Annotated in this window: 17 protein-coding genes; 11 read left to right on the top strand and 6 right to left on the bottom strand. The window is 67.2% G+C overall.

What is annotated here, in order from left to right; genetic code table 11:
• Positions 1-2: 2 nt before the first annotated feature.
• Positions 3-782 carry a molybdate ABC transporter substrate-binding protein gene (gene modA, locus IBX22_RS09360; RefSeq protein ID WP_228538267.1) on the bottom strand — a complete coding sequence of 260 codons (780 nt, stop codon included), beginning with the start codon at positions 780-782 and terminating at the stop codon, positions 3-5.
• Between the two features lie 2 nt (positions 783-784).
• Positions 785-1,183 carry a molybdopterin-binding protein gene (locus IBX22_RS09355; protein WP_194814905.1) on the bottom strand — a complete coding sequence of 133 codons (399 nt, stop codon included), beginning with the start codon at positions 1,181-1,183 and terminating at the stop codon, positions 785-787.
• Between the two features lie 184 nt (positions 1,184-1,367).
• Here IBX22_RS09355 and IBX22_RS09350 point away from each other — a divergent pair, with 184 nt between their 5' ends.
• The 8 genes from IBX22_RS09350 (at position 1,368) to IBX22_RS09315 (ending at position 9,991) form a co-directional block, all read left to right on the top strand.
• Positions 1,368-2,735: a glutamine synthetase family protein gene (locus IBX22_RS09350; RefSeq protein ID WP_228538266.1), complete on the top strand. Its 1,368-nt coding sequence runs from the start codon at positions 1,368-1,370 to the stop codon at positions 2,733-2,735.
• Positions 2,716-3,447, top strand: a complete 732-nt coding sequence (locus tag IBX22_RS09345; RefSeq protein WP_194814904.1) for a gamma-glutamyl-gamma-aminobutyrate hydrolase family protein — start codon at positions 2,716-2,718, stop codon at positions 3,445-3,447. Before IBX22_RS09350 ends, IBX22_RS09345 begins: the two co-directional genes overlap by 20 nt.
• An 86-nt stretch (positions 3,448-3,533) precedes the next feature.
• Positions 3,534-4,895, top strand: a complete 1,362-nt coding sequence (locus IBX22_RS09340; RefSeq protein ID WP_194814903.1) for an aldehyde dehydrogenase — start codon at positions 3,534-3,536, stop codon at positions 4,893-4,895.
• Positions 4,843-5,670: a 3-oxoacyl-ACP reductase gene (locus IBX22_RS09335; protein WP_228538671.1), complete on the top strand. Its 828-nt coding sequence runs from the start codon at positions 4,843-4,845 to the stop codon at positions 5,668-5,670. The genes IBX22_RS09340 and IBX22_RS09335 overlap by 53 nt, the downstream gene beginning before the upstream one ends.
• Positions 5,671-5,722: 52 nt before the next feature.
• Entirely contained in the window at positions 5,723-5,944 is a 222-nt protein-coding gene (locus IBX22_RS09330) for a hypothetical protein (protein WP_194814901.1), read from the top strand.
• A 67-nt stretch (positions 5,945-6,011) separates the two neighbouring features.
• A complete protein-coding gene (locus tag IBX22_RS09325) occupies positions 6,012-7,472 on the top strand; it encodes a nitrilase-related carbon-nitrogen hydrolase (RefSeq protein WP_194814900.1) in 1,461 nt (486 codons plus the stop codon).
• Positions 7,473-7,708: 236 nt separating this feature from the next.
• Positions 7,709-9,073 carry an MFS transporter gene (locus IBX22_RS09320; protein WP_194814899.1) on the top strand — a complete coding sequence of 455 codons (1,365 nt, stop codon included), beginning with the start codon at positions 7,709-7,711 and terminating at the stop codon, positions 9,071-9,073.
• Positions 9,074-9,094: 21 nt separating this feature from the next.
• Entirely contained in the window at positions 9,095-9,991 is an 897-nt protein-coding gene (locus IBX22_RS09315; RefSeq protein ID WP_194814898.1) for a TIGR03619 family F420-dependent LLM class oxidoreductase, read from the top strand.
• Positions 9,992-9,999: 8 nt separating this feature from the next.
• On the opposite strand, the gene IBX22_RS09310 is transcribed toward IBX22_RS09315, so the two are convergent.
• Positions 10,000-10,887, bottom strand: a complete 888-nt coding sequence (locus IBX22_RS09310) for an NmrA/HSCARG family protein (protein ID WP_194814897.1) — start codon at positions 10,885-10,887, stop codon at positions 10,000-10,002.
• A gap of 114 nt (positions 10,888-11,001) precedes the next feature.
• On the opposite strand from IBX22_RS09310, the gene IBX22_RS09305 reads away from it, so the two are divergent.
• Positions 11,002-11,832, top strand: coding sequence for a helix-turn-helix transcriptional regulator (locus IBX22_RS09305; RefSeq protein ID WP_194814896.1), 831 nt, complete (start codon positions 11,002-11,004; stop codon positions 11,830-11,832).
• A gap of 198 nt (positions 11,833-12,030) precedes the next feature.
• Positions 12,031-12,561, top strand: a complete 531-nt coding sequence (locus IBX22_RS09300; RefSeq protein WP_194814895.1) for a hypothetical protein — start codon at positions 12,031-12,033, stop codon at positions 12,559-12,561.
• On the opposite strand, the gene IBX22_RS09295 is transcribed toward IBX22_RS09300, so the two are convergent.
• Genes IBX22_RS09295 through IBX22_RS09285 form a run of 3 tightly spaced genes read right to left on the bottom strand, consistent with a single transcriptional unit; the run spans position 12,540 to position 13,861 of the window.
• On the bottom strand, positions 12,540-12,878 hold the full coding sequence (locus tag IBX22_RS09295; protein WP_194814894.1) for a hypothetical protein: 339 nt from the start codon (positions 12,876-12,878) through the stop codon (positions 12,540-12,542). The genes IBX22_RS09300 and IBX22_RS09295 overlap by 22 nt on opposite strands.
• Before the next feature lie 30 nt (positions 12,879-12,908).
• Positions 12,909-13,256 carry a hypothetical protein gene (locus IBX22_RS09290; RefSeq protein ID WP_194814893.1) on the bottom strand — a complete coding sequence of 116 codons (348 nt, stop codon included), beginning with the start codon at positions 13,254-13,256 and terminating at the stop codon, positions 12,909-12,911.
• A 35-nt stretch (positions 13,257-13,291) separates the two neighbouring features.
• Entirely contained in the window at positions 13,292-13,861 is a 570-nt protein-coding gene (locus tag IBX22_RS09285) for a TetR/AcrR family transcriptional regulator (protein ID WP_194814892.1), read from the bottom strand.
• 99 nt (positions 13,862-13,960) lie between these two features.
• Between IBX22_RS09285 and IBX22_RS09280 the strand changes: the two genes are divergently transcribed.
• Complete coding sequence (locus tag IBX22_RS09280; protein ID WP_194814891.1) at positions 13,961-14,398, top strand: DoxX family protein; 438 nt, start codon at positions 13,961-13,963, stop codon at positions 14,396-14,398.
• Positions 14,399-14,434 lie beyond the last annotated feature (36 nt).

Here is a 14,434-nt window from a genome sequence, read left to right as displayed (position 1 = left end):
GTTCACGGTGCGTCGAATCCGGCCGCGGTGAACACCGCCCGCGCCTTCTCCGAGCGGATGAACTCGACGAAGGCGGCGGCGGTCGCCGGATTGGGGGCCTTGGCCAGCGGCGCGATCGGGTAGTCGTTGACGGCCTTGGTGGACTCGGGGAAGTCGATTCCCTCGACCTTGTTGCCCGCGGCCTGGACGTCGGTGCGGTAGACCAGAGCGGCGTCCACTTCGCCGAGCGTCACCTTCGTCAGCACCGCCTTGACGTCGGTCTCGCGGGTATCCGGCTGCGGGGTGACACCCGCCGCCTGGAAGACGGTCGCGGCGGCCGCCCCGCATGGCACCTGCTCCGCGCACAGCGCGAGTTTCGGTTCGGTCTTGCCGAAGTCGGCGAGCCCGGTGATGCGGGCCGGATTCCCCTTGGGGACCGCAATTTCCAGCCGGTTGCGCACGAAAGTGACCGGGCTGACGGTGATTTCGCCGTTGTCGACCACCTGCTGCATGTTTTTGGGTGCGGCCGAGGCGAATACATCGGCGGGTGCGCCCTGCTGCAGCTGCTGGGCGAGCGCGGAGCTCGCGCCGAAGCTGTAGGCGACCTTTACGCCGGGGTGCGCGGCCTCGAACTGGGCTCCGAGTTCTTTGAACGTCTCGGTGAGCGAGGCCGCGGCGAAGACCGTGACCTTGCCCGTCACCTGATCCCCGGCTGCGGCCGAATCGTCGGATCCACAGCTCGTCACCAGCGCGGCAGCCAATCCGGCCGTCACCATCACCACGCCCGTACGCGTCATCGTCATCGTCAACTTTCCGGTATCTCCACTACGACATGTGTCGACTTCACCGACGCGACGGCGATGCTGCCGACCTCGAGCCCGAGCTCCTCCACCGATTCCGCGCTGAGCAACGACACCAGCCGGAACGGACCGGCCTGCATCTCCACCTGCGCCATCACCCGGTCCTTGACGACCCGGGTCACGATCCCGCGCATCCGGTTGCGGGCCGAGGCCGCCACCGTCACGCCGGGCTCGGGCGCGTCGGCACGGGTGCGCAGGAACTCCGCCAGCTCGCGCCCGCTCAGCCATTTGCGCCCGTTCTCCAACTGGATCGCGGTGAGTTTGCCCTGGTCGATCCAGCGCCGCACCGTGTCATCGCTGACACCCAGCAGCGCCGCAGCCTCGCTGATCCGCAAATACGACACGGGAAGGACTCTACATCCGCATCTGCGGGGAACAATGCTGGTTATCTCCGAACCTGAGGATCGAGCGCGGGGGCGTGATTGGCGGATGCGACAGCCGGGCGGCGGGGAATTTCGTGTCCGTCCTACGGAGCGGCCGGAATTCCTTTAGCGTGAGCAGCGGATTGGACGCCGAGAGGGGCCTGGGATGCGATCGGGGATGCTGGGACTGGCGGAGTTGCGGGTGCGGGTGGAGTCGGGGGAGATCGACACCGTCCTGGTCGCGATGACCGACATGCAGGGCCGATTGCAGGGAAAGCGCTGCGCCGCACAGTATTTCCTCGACGAGGTGATCGGGCACGCGACCGAGGCCTGTAACTATCTGCTCGCCGTGGACGTGGACATGACCACCGTCGACGGATACGCCATGTCCTCGTGGGACACCGGCTACGGCGATTTCGTGTTGCGCCCCGACCTGAGCACGTTGCGGCTGCTGCCCTGGTTGCCCGGGACCGCGCTGGTGCTCTGCGATGTCGAGCAGGTGCAGCCGAGCGGCACGCCGGTATCGGTCTCGCCCCGGCAGGTGCTGCGAGCGCAGCTGGATCGGCTGGCCGAGCACGGCCTGACGGCCTATGTCGGCACCGAGCTGGAGTTCCTGGTGTTCGACGACACCTACGAATCCGCCTGGAACAGCGGCTATCGCAAGTTGACCCCGGCCAACCAATACAACGTCGACTACTCCATGCTCGGCACCTCCCGCATCGAACCGTTGCTGCGCCGCATCCGCAGGGAAATGGCCGGCGCGGGACTCTATGTCGAGTCGGCCAAGGGCGAGTGCAACCCCGGTCAGCACGAGATCGCCTTCAAATACGACGAAGCGCTGGTCACCTGCGACAACCACAGCATCTACAAGACCGGTGCGAAGGAGATCGCCGCGCAGGAGGGCCGCAGCCTCACCTTCATGGCGAAATACGATGAGCGGGAAGGGAATTCCTGCCACATCCACCTGAGCCTGCGCCGTACCGCCGGCGGGTCGGTGTTCGCAGACGACGACGAAACTACCGAGATGTCCGCGCTCATGCGGCATTTCCTGGCCGGGCAGCTGGATTGCCTACGGGACTTCACTTATTTTCTGGCCCCGAATATCAACTCCTACAAGCGATTCGCGGCAGGCAGCTTCGCGCCGACCGCGCTGGCGTGGGGCCGGGACAACCGAACCTGCGCGCTGCGGGTGGTGGGTTCCGGGCCGTCGCTGCGCATGGAGAACCGGATCCCCGGCGGCGACGTGAACCCCTACCTCGCGGTGGCCGCGACCATCGCCGCGGGCCTGCACGGCATCGAGCGCCGCCTGCCGCTGGAACCAGAATTCCACGGCAACGCCTACCGTTCCCAGCGGCCCCGGGTGCCGAACACACTGCGGGAATCGGCTCGGCTGTTCGGGGAGAGCAAGCTCGCGCGCACCGCCTTCGGCGATGATGTGGTGGACCACTACCGAAACGCGGCGCGAGTCGAGCTGGACGCCTACGACGCCGCTGTCACCGATTGGGAGCGCATTCGTGGATTCGAACGGCTCTGACCGGCGTCCGCTCATCGGCCTGCCCACCTACCGGGAGCGGGCCCGGTTCGGCACCTGGGATACCGAAAGCGCCGTCCTGCCCATCGGTTACGCCGCCATGGTCGAGCGCGCGGGCGGTATCCCGGTACTGCTGCCGCCCGTCGGTGTCGCGCGCCCGGAGCTGGTGCAGCGGCTCGACGGTCTGGTGCTGACCGGCGGCGCCGACATCGAGCCGTCCCGCTACGGGCGGCCGCTGGAACAGGCTCTCGGTTACTCCCGGCCTGATCGGGACGAGTCGGAATTCGAGCTGTTCAGCCTGGCTCGTGCGGCGGATCTGCCGATTCTGGCGGTGTGCCGTGGACTCCAGCTGGTGAATGTGGCACTGGGCGGCACGCTGATTCAGCATCTCCCCGATGTGGTCGGCCACGACGAACACTCGGGCGGCCCCGATTCCTTCACCGTGATGCGTGTGCTGACCACGGCGGGCAGCCGTATTGCCGCGCTCCTCGGGCCGGAGGTGAAGGCGCACTGTCACCACCACCAGGCGATCGAGCAGCTGGCCCCCGGGCTGACCGCCACCGCGCACAGTGCCGACGGCGCCATCGAAGCCATCGAGGTCCCCGGCGATCCGTTGTTGCTCGGTGTGCAGTGGCACCCGGAGGCGAACACCACTGATGACCGGCTGATGCGGGCGTTGGTCGAGGCCGCGGTTGCGCGCCGGGACCCTGGGTGAGCGTCCGCGGCCTATCCGGTAGAACACAGTGGCGGCCTGCCAAACGACGAACAGGTAATGGCGAGAGTGCCGAAGGGAGCGGTGTCGTGACGACTACCGAGGTGATCAATCCGGCGACCGAAAAGGTCGTAGCGACAGTCGAGCTCGTGGATGCGGCAGGAACGGACGCCGCGATCGAACGCGCGCAGCGGGCGGCGAAGGACTGGCGTGAGGTGGCGCCGGGAGACCGCGCTCGTATCCTCCGCCGGTTCGCCGAGGCGATCGACGCGAATCTCGAGGAGCTCGCGCAGCTGGAGGTCGCCAACGCTGGGCACACCATCGGCAATGCCCGCTGGGAGGCGGGCAACGCCCGCGACGTGCTGCACTTCGCCGCCGGGATGCCGGAACGTCTGCTGGGCAACCAGATTCCGGTGGCGGGCGGTGTGGACATCACCTTCCACGAACCGCTCGGCGTGGTCGGCGTGATCGTCCCCTGGAACTTCCCGATGCCGATCGCGGCCTGGGGATTCGCGCCCGCGCTGGCCGCGGGCAACGCCGTGGTGCTGAAACCCGCTGAGCTGACACCGCTTACCGCGATCCGGCTCGGCGAGCTCGCGTTGCAGGCGGGTCTGCCGGAGTACGTCTTCCAGGTGCTGCCGGGCAAGGGTTCGGTGGTGGGGCAGCGGTTCGTCACCCACCCCGGTGTGCGCAAGGTGGTTTTCACCGGTTCCACCGAGGTCGGCAAGCAGATCATGGCGGGCTGCGCCGACCAGGTGAAGCGCGTGACGCTCGAATTGGGCGGCAAGAGCGCCAATATCGTGTTCGCCGACGCCGACCTGGAACGTGCGGCCGCCACCGCGCCCTACGGCGTGTTCGACAACGCCGGTCAGGACTGCTGTGCGCGGTCCCGAATTCTGGTGCAGCGCAGCGTCTTCGATCGCTTCCTCGAATTGCTGGAACCTGCCGTGCAGGGTGTCCGGGTGGGCGATCCGGCCGCGGATGCCACCGAGATGGGACCGCTCATCTCGGCCGCCCACCGCGATCGGGTGGCCGGGTTTCTGGAACCGTCGACCAAGGTCGCCTTCACCGGCGCCATGCCCGAAGGCCCCGGATTCTGGTATCCGCCAACGGTTGTGCTGCCGGACGCGCCCACCGACCGCGTGCTCACCGAGGAGATTTTCGGCCCCGTCGTCGCGGTCCTCCCGTTCGACGACGAAGCCGACGCGGTGCGCATCGCCAACGACACCGAGTACGGCCTGTCCGGCTCCATCTGGACCAACGATGTCGGCCGCGCCCTGCGCGTATCCCGTGGGGTGGAAGCCGGCAACCTGTCGGTGAATTCGCACTCCTCGGTGCGGTACTGGACTCCGTTCGGTGGCTACAAGCAGTCCGGCCTCGGCCGCGAACTCGGCCCGGATGCGGCCCTCGCCTTCACCGAAACCAAAAACGTCTTCATCGCCACTCAGTAAAGGAGAAGTGTTGCAGCGCTTACAGGATCGAGTCGCCGTCGTAACCGGCGGCGGCAGTGGAATCGGTCTCGCCACGGTGCGGCGCTTCGCCGCCGAAGGGGCGAAAGTCGTTGTCGCCGACATCGACGCGGGCACCGGGGAAGCCGCCGCCGCGGAAGCGGGCGGCATTTTCGTCAAGGTCGACGTCACCGACGAAACCCAGGTGCAGGCCATGTTCCAGACCGCCGTGGACACCTACGGCGGCCTCGATATCGCCTTCAACAACGCGGGCATCTCACCGCCGGAAGATGATTCGATCCTCACCACCGGGCTGGACGCCTGGCGGCGGGTGCAGGAGGTGAACCTGACCTCGGTGTACCTGTGCAGCAAGTACGCCATCGAGCACATGCTGGTGCGCGGCAAGGGGTCGGTGATCAACACCGCCTCCTTCGTCGCGGTGATGGGCGCGGCCACCTCGCAGATCTCCTATACCGCTTCCAAGGGCGGCGTACTCGCCATGAGCCGCGAACTCGGTGTCCAATTCGCGCGGCAGGGCATTCGCGTCAACGCCCTGTGTCCCGGGCCGGTGAACACCCCGCTACTGCAGGAACTGTTCGCCAAGGACCCCGAACGCGCCGCCCGCCGCCTCGTGCACATCCCGGTGGGCCGGTTCGCCGAGCCCGAGGAAATCGCCGCTGCCGTGGCGTTTCTCGCCAGCGACGACGCGTCGTTCATCACCGCGTCGCAATTCCTCGTGGACGGTGGAATCGCCGGAGCTTATGTAACACCGCTGTAGCGCAACCGATTCCACAAGTAGAAAGGTGAACTACTCGGGGAGGGTTGGCACCATGGCCGTCCGGTTCTGCGCAGGCGACGGCTGCCGTCGCATGCTCTCGATCTCGGTGATCCCCGGCGGCAACCCCGTGGCGCGTGCCGACCCCGAACACTTCGCCGTCCGCTTCCTCACCTGCACGCTGTGCCGCTCCGGTTTCTGCGATCGTTGCCTGCCCGCGGAATCCCCGTTCTACCGGCTTCGTGCCTGCCCGAAGTGCGGCGCGGACCTGCTCTGATCGATGCACGGGGGCGTAATCCCCGGGATCTAGCACTCCAGGGTGATGCGGGCATGCGATTCGCCCCATGAAGATCCCTCCAGGTGATCTGGAGGGACGTGCAATGAAGTGGTGGTGGGCGGCCGGTGCGGCCGTGGTGTCGGCGGTGCTGTGGCGCTTCGGGTTCGGTTTGAATCCGGTGCCTGGCTTGGCGGTCCTCGCGCCGCTGCCGGTGTTGCTGGTTGCGGCGCGGGTGCCGGCGAAGGTGGCGTTCGTCCTCGGGCTCGGGTCCTGGCTGGCCGGGGCGCTGGTGAGTTTCTGGTCGTACCTGGTCGTGACCCTCGAGCAGCCGGTGCCCAATGCCGTTGCGCTGATCGGTATTTCCGCCCTGGTGTACGGCGGGGCCGTGGCGCTGTGGCGTGCGCTGCTCCTGCGCGGGCACACGGGCCTCGCCGTGGCGGCGTTCCCGGCGGCCTGGGTCGCTTACGAATTCCTGCTCTCGCTGACCGGGCTGTTCGGCGCGTGGTGGAGTATCGCCTACACCCAGGTCGGTGTGCTGCCGTTGATCCAGACCGCGGCGCTGACCGGTCCGTGGGGCATCAGTTTCCTGATCCTGTTGGTACCGGCCGCAATCGGCGCGATTCTGACTTCGGGGCCAACCCGGCGGCAGAGGATCCGTGTCGGCGCTGTGGCCGCCGCCGTGCTGGTGGCCGTCGGCGCGTTCGGCATCTGGCAGCTGGCATTGCCGCAGCCCGGGAAGTCGGTGCGGGTGGGCCTGCTCGCGGTTTCGCAGCCGCCGGAATACGTTCCGGTCGATTCGCCCGCGGGCCGCGACATGATCAGCCGCGTCGTCACCGAGGTCGAACGGCTCGCGGACCAAGGCGCGCAAGTGGTCGTGCTCCCGGAAAAGGCCTGGCGTGCCGATGAATCCACACTGCCGGTGCTCGCCGCTCCGCTGACCGAGGTCGCGACCCGCCGGGACATCCATATCGTCGCGGGTCTGATCCTTACCCGCGACGGTCGCAGCGTGAATGCCGCGATCGACTACCCGTCGGGTGTCGAGTACGCCAAGCACTACTTGATCACCGGCTTGGAGGACGAACTCGAGCCGGGCAGCGAGTGGCAGCAGGTTCCTGGTCAACCATGGGCTCTGGCCATATGTTTCGACCTGGACCGGCCCGCTCTGGTCCGCGAGAACGCTCGCCGCGGCGCGACATTGATGTTGGTGCCCGCCCTCGATTTCACCGACGACGCCTGGCTGCACAGCCGGATGGCGGTCCTGCGCGGCGTCGAATCGGGTGTGGCGGTGGCTCGCGCACCCCAGCTCGGCGAACATGTGGCAAGCGATGCCCGCGGTCGTATCCGCGCCACCGCGGAGACCGGAATCGACGTCACCAGCGCCGCACTCGCCACCCTGCCGCTCACCGAATCCAGGACCGTCTACGCCCGTTTCGGCGACTGGTTCGGCTGGCTCTGCGTCGCCCTGGGTGCGGCTGCCGTCCTCGTGGCCGCCGTGGGTCGAAAGCGCCGGCCCAACGCTCGCGATTAGCCATCGGGTCGATCTTCGGGCGCCAGGCTGACGCATTGGTATGACCGGGCTCACATTTGGACTGGACTCGGCAGGTCAGAACGCATGGGATCCAACCCTCCCCGGTGACCCCCGGGTTTGCTATCCAGCAAACCTGGGTAACGGTTGGTTCGGTGCCGTGCACTCTCGAAATCCGGGAGGCCCGGCCGGGGAGAACCGAGTTAGGTCCGCGGGGGAGCGGGCCGAAGGAGGTACGAATGACCGCGTCCATAGCCGCTGAACCGGACAGTCCGGAGTCCAAGCAACAATTGCGCAAGTCCGTCACCGCGTCGGCGATGGGCAACGCCACGGAGTGGTTCGACTACGGCGTCTACGCCGCTACCGCCACCTACCTCACGGACGCGTTCTTCCCCGGCGAGCTCGGCACCCTGGGCACCATGCTCGGTTTCGCCGTCTCCTTCCTGCTGCGCCCGCTCGGCGGCATGGTCTGGGGCCCCATCGGCGACCGGATCGGCCGCAAAGCGGTCCTGGGCACCACGATTCTGCTGATGGCGGCCGCGACCGGCGCGATCGGCCTGATCCCCACGCACGCCTCCATCGGTGTCGCCGCCCCGATTCTGCTGATCCTGCTGCGCGTCGTGCAGGGCTTCTCCACCGGCGGTGAATACGGCGGCGCCGCGACCTATCTCGCCGAATGCGCCACCGACCGCAAACGCGGCTTCTTCGGCAGCTTCCTGGAATTCGGCACCCTGTTCGGTTTCGTCGGTGGTTCGGCCGTGGTGCTGGCCTGTCAGCTGGTCCTGGGTACGGACGCCATGCACGACTGGGGCTGGCGGATCCCGTTCCTGATCGCGGTGCCGCTCGGCCTGATCGGCTGGTATCTGCGCGCCCGGCTGGACGAGTCCCCGGTGTTCGAGGAGGTGGCCGACCAGCCGCATCCGCCGGGTGGCCTGCGCGAGGTGCTGACCACCTACCGGCGTGAGACCCTCACGCTGATCGGCCTGGTCGTGGCCCTGAACGTGGTGAACTACACCCTGCTCACCTATCAGCCGACGTATCTGCAGAACACCATCGGCGTCAGCGACTCCACCACCACCGCGATGATGTTGATCGGTCAGCTGGTGATGATGGTGGTGCTGCCGTTCTTCGGCGCCCTGTCCGACCGGGTCGGCCGGCGTCCGATGTGGCTGGTCTCGCTGATCGGCTTGATGGTGCTCGCGCTGCCCATGTACTGGCTGATGGGTAAGGGCATCGTCTGGGCCGTCATCGGTTTCATCGTGCTCGGGTTGTTCTACGTGCCGCAGCTGGCGACCATCAGCTCCACGTTCCCGGCGATCTTCCCCACGCATGTGCGCTACGCGGGTTTCGCGCTCGGCTACAACGTGTCCACGGCCGCGTTCGGTGGCACCGCGCCGCTGGTCAACGAGGCGGTCATCGAGAAGACCGGCTGGGCCTTGTTCCCCGCGGCGTACATGATCGGCGCTTCGCTGATCGGCCTGGTGGCCTGGACGTTCCTGCGCGAGACCGCCGGAACGTCGCTGCGCGGCACCGAGGTTCCCGATGTGGAGAACATCGACCCCCCGGTTCCCGGCCCCACCGCACCCGCCAAGGCGCTGGCCTGACAAACCTGGTACGACAGTGCCATGAAGATCGGTTTCTCGTTACCGCAGCTCGGTGCGCACGCGCGGGAGGCGGCCCGGATCCCCGAGTTCGCCGCGGCGATGGAAAAGGCGGGCGCGGACAGCCTTTGGGTGGGCGACCGCCTGATGGCGGCGACCGACCCGAAGGTCGGCTACGCCGGGTCCGCCACCATCCCACCGGAATTCAATCAGGTGCTGGACCCGTTCCTGACCCTCGCGCTGGCCGCGTCGGCCACGGAACGGGTGCGCCTGGGCGCGAATGTGCTGATCGCGCCGCTGTATCCGCCCGCGATCCTGGCGCGGGCGCTGACCACGCTGGACGTGGCCAGCGGCGGCAGGCTGATCCCCGGTTTCGGAATCGGCTGGTCGCCTGAAGAATACGAGGCGGCCGGGGTGCCGTTCACCAAGCGCGGCGCCCGGCTGGAGCAGACGCTGGACGCTCTGGAAGCCATCTGGACCACCGATCCCGCCGAATACTCCGGCAGCTTGGTGTCGGTGCCGCGCCACCGCACCGAGCTGAAGCCCGTGCAGAAGCCGCGCCCGCCAATCCATCTCGCCGCCTTCACGCCGGCGGCGATGGAACGCGTGGGCCGCCGGGGCGATGGCTGGCTGCCGGTGGTGCCGGTGCCCGGTCCGCCGGAGTGGGGCGTCCAGCTGCGCAAGCTGCGCGGAGTGGTCGACCACGCCGCCGAGCAGGCGGGCCGTGATCCGGGAGCAATCGAGACCATCGTTCGGGTCAACGTCAAGTCGGGCACTCCGCTCGAGCATGTCGCGGACGCGGTGCGGCGCACCGCCGGGCAGTCCGGCTTCGACGACTTCTTCATCGACCTGACCTACGTCTCCGCCTCGGTGGACAACCTGCTCGACGACGCCCACCACCTGCTGGCCCTGCTCGACTGACCGCACGGTCACGGCTTCCAGTTGTTCGTGCGCAACCAGGTCTCGAGATCCATCAGATCCGTGTGGTGTTCGCGCAGGGGCGCGGTGTCGATGGGCGCGCCAGCGCCTTCGTTGAAGTAGGCGAACATCTTTCCGACCTGCTCATCGAAGGCCTTGACCTGCTCGACCGGGATCTGGTTGCTGTGGGCGGGGAGATTCGTGATCCGGCCGAAGACCTCGGCAATCTGCGGGGGTGTCAGGCGATCGCCGGAGATGGGCACGGTGCGGCCCAGGTAGTCCGCGGGACGGTCGAAGGCGATAGCGGCGAACGCGCCGATATCGTGCACGGAGATCAGTTCCATCGGAATATCGGGCCGCACCGCCAGATTCACCAGGATGTCGCCGTTCTCGTTGCGGACCGGCCGGTTGAAGGTGTTGAAGTTGTCCATGAAGAACACCGGCCGCAGGATGGTCGCGGGGAGCTCGGCCTCGGTGATGTAGCCCTCGATGGCTTCCTTGGCCGCGTAGTACTCCACTCCGGAGTTCTCGCCCGCGCCTTTGAGTGAGCTGTAGACGAAGTGCTCGATGTCGAGTTCCTTCGCCAACTCGACCACCGCCTTGCCCCGGCGCTGTTCTGCCGCAATGCCTTCGGCGGTGATGTGGACGCCTTCCATCATGGTCAGCATCATGAAGACCCCGTATGCGCCGGTCATGGCGGTCCGCACCGAGTCGATGTCGTCGAGATCGCCGACGGACAGCTCCGCACCCGCCGCACGCAGTGCCTGCGCCGCGGGCGCCTCCGGGTCGCGTATGAAAGCCCGCACGCCCCAACCTCGTTCGAGCAGCTGCTGGGTGGTTGCCCGGCCCTGCTGCCCGGTCGCTCCGATTACCAGAACCGGTCCCTTGTCGTTACTCATGTCATGCTCCTTGTCTGTGGTGATCGGTGCTCGATCACCCGATGACTAGAACGTTAGAGACGGGTAGCGGTCTGGTCCTGGCACCAATACTGCTACCCATAAAGGGATCTCGGGATGAGCAAAAACCATCGCGCCGAGCTGGCCGACTTCCTCAAGGCACACCGCTCCCGACTGCGGCCCGCCGACGTCGGCCTGCCCGGCGACCTGCTGCCCGGCCGCCGGCGCACCCCGGGTCTGCGCCGCGAGGAAGTCGCCGAGCTCGCCGGAGTCAGCCTGACCTGGTACACCTGGCTGGAGCAGGGCCGCAAGATCGCCGCCAGCCCGCAGGTGGTCGACGCCCTGGCGCGGGCTTTGCGCCTGGAGCCGGTGCAGCATCGGCAGCTCCGACGCCTCGCCGGGCTGGCCGACCCGGTGGTGAAATATCAAGTCGGAGACGAGATCTCACGACTACAGCGGATGGTCGACGCACTCTGTCCGACGCCGGCGGTGGTGCACGACGCCCGCCTGGACTTCGTCGTCTGGAACACGGCGTTCAGCCGGATCCGGACCGACCCGGCCGCCTTGCCTCCGGAACGCCGGAATCTGCTGTGGTGGATGTACACCGACGAACGTAACCGCGCCATGATGCGCCGTTGGGAACCCGCCGCGCGGGCGATCCTGAGCCAGTTCCGGGTGTTGCTCGGCAACAGCCCGGGGGACCCGCGGCTGACCCAGGTGGTTTCCGAATTGAGCGCTGCAAGTGCGGAATTCCGCACCTGGTGGTTGGAGTATCCAGTGCAGGATTTCCGCCCCACCACCATCGGCATCGATCATCCCGAAGCGGGCCCGATCGATCTGGAGCTGTTCCAGCTACGGCCGGTGGAGAACCCGGAACTGCTTCTGGTGGTTCAGCTTCCGGCAACCGACGACGATCGCGAACGTATCCGCGCCTATCTGAACGCCTAAAGCTCGAAGCAGGCTCCATTGAGAAGACGCGTCATTGACAGATGGTAAGCAAGTGCTTATCGTCATCGTGCGCAGATGATTCTGCGCCTCTTCGGTCACGTATCGAAGGGCCCCATCTGGTGCCGATTCGAAGGCAAGCTCGGAAGGAGGACGGGGGCGATAGATCCGCGCTGCGGATGGATGCGCCCTTGACCGGCAATGGAACTGACACGCACACCCAAGCGAAATCTGCTCGATATTCGGCTGCCATGGCAGACCTGGTGGCGGCGCCGAGCGGCCGGCTCGCCGCTTGCCGATCTAGTGCTCAACAGCGGGTGGAAGCCCGGCCGTGCGATCCCGGCTGGTGGCCCGCTCATGATCAGCATGACCCAGTACACGATAAAGCATCCCACCGATATCCCGGCCATCTGGCGCGCCTCGGAGCGGCTCGGCGATCAGTTGGCCCAAATCGAGGGTGCCGTAGGAGTGCTGACCTATTTCCGGCCCGCCCGACGCCAGGTCGGGTCGCTGTCGATCTGGGCGGATGACAAGGGATTGGCGGAGTTCATGAGCCTGCCCGATCACGTCCAGATCATGCGGAGGTACCGCCCGCGCGGTCTGCCGATCCGATCCGCCCAATGGTGGTCCGAGGAATTGGACATCGGCGCGGCGCTGATGGAGAGCCTGCGGATGCTCGACACCGACCAGGACCGCCGACGGGTTCGCGCTCACCGTCCTTCTGAATCGTAATCGACTGTCACGCAACCACTTCGGTCCACCGTGATGACGAAGCTGTCCCACGGTTCGTAGTCGTCCATCAGTCGATGCAGCGCCATCATGTCGCCGGTGATCGATCTGGCGTCGCAGACGGGCAGCCGGTCGAGCGCCAAAGCGCGGAAAACTCCTGTCCCGTCATCGAATTCGATGGTCGTGCGCGCCCACTCGTCCCCGACGTCGCCGACCGCGCGGATCCGTACGGCCTCGTCCGGCAGCAGAGCGTGCAGGATACGGCCAACCCGATCGGTGATCTCGGCGGCCGGATCCCCGGACGCGGCTGGTGAACTCATGGTCCCCTCCCAATGCCCGCGGTGGCTCGCTCAGCCCCCGGCGGCACCCGGCCATTCGTCCTCGACGATCAGACCATTGTCGGCGAGTGCCGCGCCATAGCGTTCGGCGACGACTGTGACCGGGTAACTCGGCCAGTATGAGACAGCCCCCGTGGCCTTGTCGATGACCGACACCGGCGTCAGTGGGGGTGCGATGGTCTGGTCGGCGGTGCTGCGCACGATCGCCACCACCGTGAAGCAGGAGTCGAATTCGGTGACCACGTGCTCGACGCCGCCTGCCGCATCCCCCGGATCCGATAGGTGGGAGGCGGCGATCCGCTCGGCCTCGGGGAGTTGCACCGGGACGGTGGCATCGGTCGGATAGGCATGGACTTGCATGGTTCTGCCTATCACAGATAAAAACCGCCTGCGGCTCAATCGAGTTGGACGGTGGCCAGCATCTCGCGGGCCAGCGCCTCCGGATCGCCGGTGGTGGCCAGCGCCGAATTCTGTAGCGCCCCTTCCCGCCACAGCGACGCGAAGCCGTGGACCAGCGACCAGGCCGCGAGTTGGGTGGCCTGTTGACGCTGCCGGGTCCGCGCCGGCGCCAGTTCCGCCACCCCCGAGCGCAGGGCGGTACCGGATCGGTTCCGGGCCGCGGCGAGCTCAGGATCGTCGCCGCGCAACAGGTCTCGGCGATACATCACATCGAAGTGCCCGGGATGGCCTAGCGCGAACCGCACGTAGGCGACCGCGACCTCCCGGAAATCGGTTCCCGCGGCGGTCAATTCGGCTCCCAGGAGATCGAAGCCCTCGATCGCCAAAGCGGTGAGCAACCCTGCCCGGTCCCCGAAGTGGTGTGCGGGCGCCGCGTGCGAGACCCCGGCCCGGCGGGCCAGTCCGCGCAACGACACCGCGTCCACGCCCTCGGTCGCGATCTGCTCGGCGGCGGCGGCCAGGATCGTGGCCCGCAGGTCGCCGTGGTGGTAGCTGCTCTTTGCCATGCCTCGATCATGACCGCCAATCTAGCCATTGACAAGTTATGCGCGCCGAGCTTAATCTAGCCACTGTCAAGATCCACTGCCACAGCTCAGGAGAACCCGATGGCACCGCTGCTCGTCCTCGCCGTCATCACCGCGATCGCCCGCCTCACCGGCTGGCTCGGCGACATCGCCTGGCTCGATTCGTGGGCGCACGCCGCCACCGTGGGCTTGGCCGCCATGTTCCTGCTCACCGCCACCGCGCACTTCGCCGAACCGCGCCGCAGCGCCCTGGTCGCGATGGTTCCGCCGCAACTGCCCAATCCCGGGGTGTGGGTCACGCTCACCGGAGTGCTCGAAATCGCGGGCGCGATCGGCCTGTTGATCCCGGCCACCTCGAAGCTCGCGGCAATCTGCCTGGCGCTCATGATGATCGCGATGTTTCCCGCGAACATCCGGGCTGCCCGCGCCGACCTGGGTATCAAGACGATGCCGCTGCCGGTGCGAACCCTGGTGCAGGGCGTCTTTCTCGGCGCGGCAGCTCTGGTCATGCTCGGCTGAAGGGGCCGAAAACAGAAAAGCTCGGCGGCACTGGTT

This window comes from Nocardia sp. XZ_19_385 (assembly GCF_015355755.1).
GTDB lineage: Bacteria > Actinomycetota > Actinomycetes > Mycobacteriales > Mycobacteriaceae > Nocardia.
This window is presented reverse-complemented; position numbering and strand designations above follow the sequence as displayed.

What these genes read in the sequence shown, in the direction of transcription:
- modA (WP_228538267.1), bottom strand. Translation starts at nt 782, where the DNA reads ATGACGATGACGCGTACGGGCGTGGTGATGGTGACGGCCGGATTGGCT.
- IBX22_RS09350 (WP_228538266.1), top strand. Translation starts at nt 1,368, where the DNA reads ATGCGATCGGGGATGCTGGGACTGGCGGAGTTGCGGGTGCGGGTGGAG.
- IBX22_RS09335 (WP_228538671.1), top strand. Translation starts at nt 4,843, where the DNA reads ATGCGGCCCTCGCCTTCACCGAAACCAAAAACGTCTTCATCGCCACTC.
- IBX22_RS09330 (WP_194814901.1), top strand. Translation starts at nt 5,723, where the DNA reads ATGGCCGTCCGGTTCTGCGCAGGCGACGGCTGCCGTCGCATGCTCTCG.
- IBX22_RS09325 (WP_194814900.1), top strand. Translation starts at nt 6,012, where the DNA reads ATGAAGATCCCTCCAGGTGATCTGGAGGGACGTGCAATGAAGTGGTGG.
- IBX22_RS09320 (WP_194814899.1), top strand. Translation starts at nt 7,709, where the DNA reads ATGACCGCGTCCATAGCCGCTGAACCGGACAGTCCGGAGTCCAAGCAA.
- IBX22_RS09315 (WP_194814898.1), top strand. Translation starts at nt 9,095, where the DNA reads ATGAAGATCGGTTTCTCGTTACCGCAGCTCGGTGCGCACGCGCGGGAG.
- IBX22_RS09310 (WP_194814897.1), bottom strand. Translation starts at nt 10,887, where the DNA reads ATGAGTAACGACAAGGGACCGGTTCTGGTAATCGGAGCGACCGGGCAG.
- IBX22_RS09305 (WP_194814896.1), top strand. Translation starts at nt 11,002, where the DNA reads ATGAGCAAAAACCATCGCGCCGAGCTGGCCGACTTCCTCAAGGCACAC.
- IBX22_RS09300 (WP_194814895.1), top strand. Translation starts at nt 12,031, where the DNA reads ATGGAACTGACACGCACACCCAAGCGAAATCTGCTCGATATTCGGCTG.
- IBX22_RS09295 (WP_194814894.1), bottom strand. Translation starts at nt 12,878, where the DNA reads ATGAGTTCACCAGCCGCGTCCGGGGATCCGGCCGCCGAGATCACCGAT.
- IBX22_RS09290 (WP_194814893.1), bottom strand. Translation starts at nt 13,256, where the DNA reads ATGCAAGTCCATGCCTATCCGACCGATGCCACCGTCCCGGTGCAACTC.
- IBX22_RS09285 (WP_194814892.1), bottom strand. Translation starts at nt 13,861, where the DNA reads ATGGCAAAGAGCAGCTACCACCACGGCGACCTGCGGGCCACGATCCTG.
- IBX22_RS09280 (WP_194814891.1), top strand. Translation starts at nt 13,961, where the DNA reads ATGGCACCGCTGCTCGTCCTCGCCGTCATCACCGCGATCGCCCGCCTC.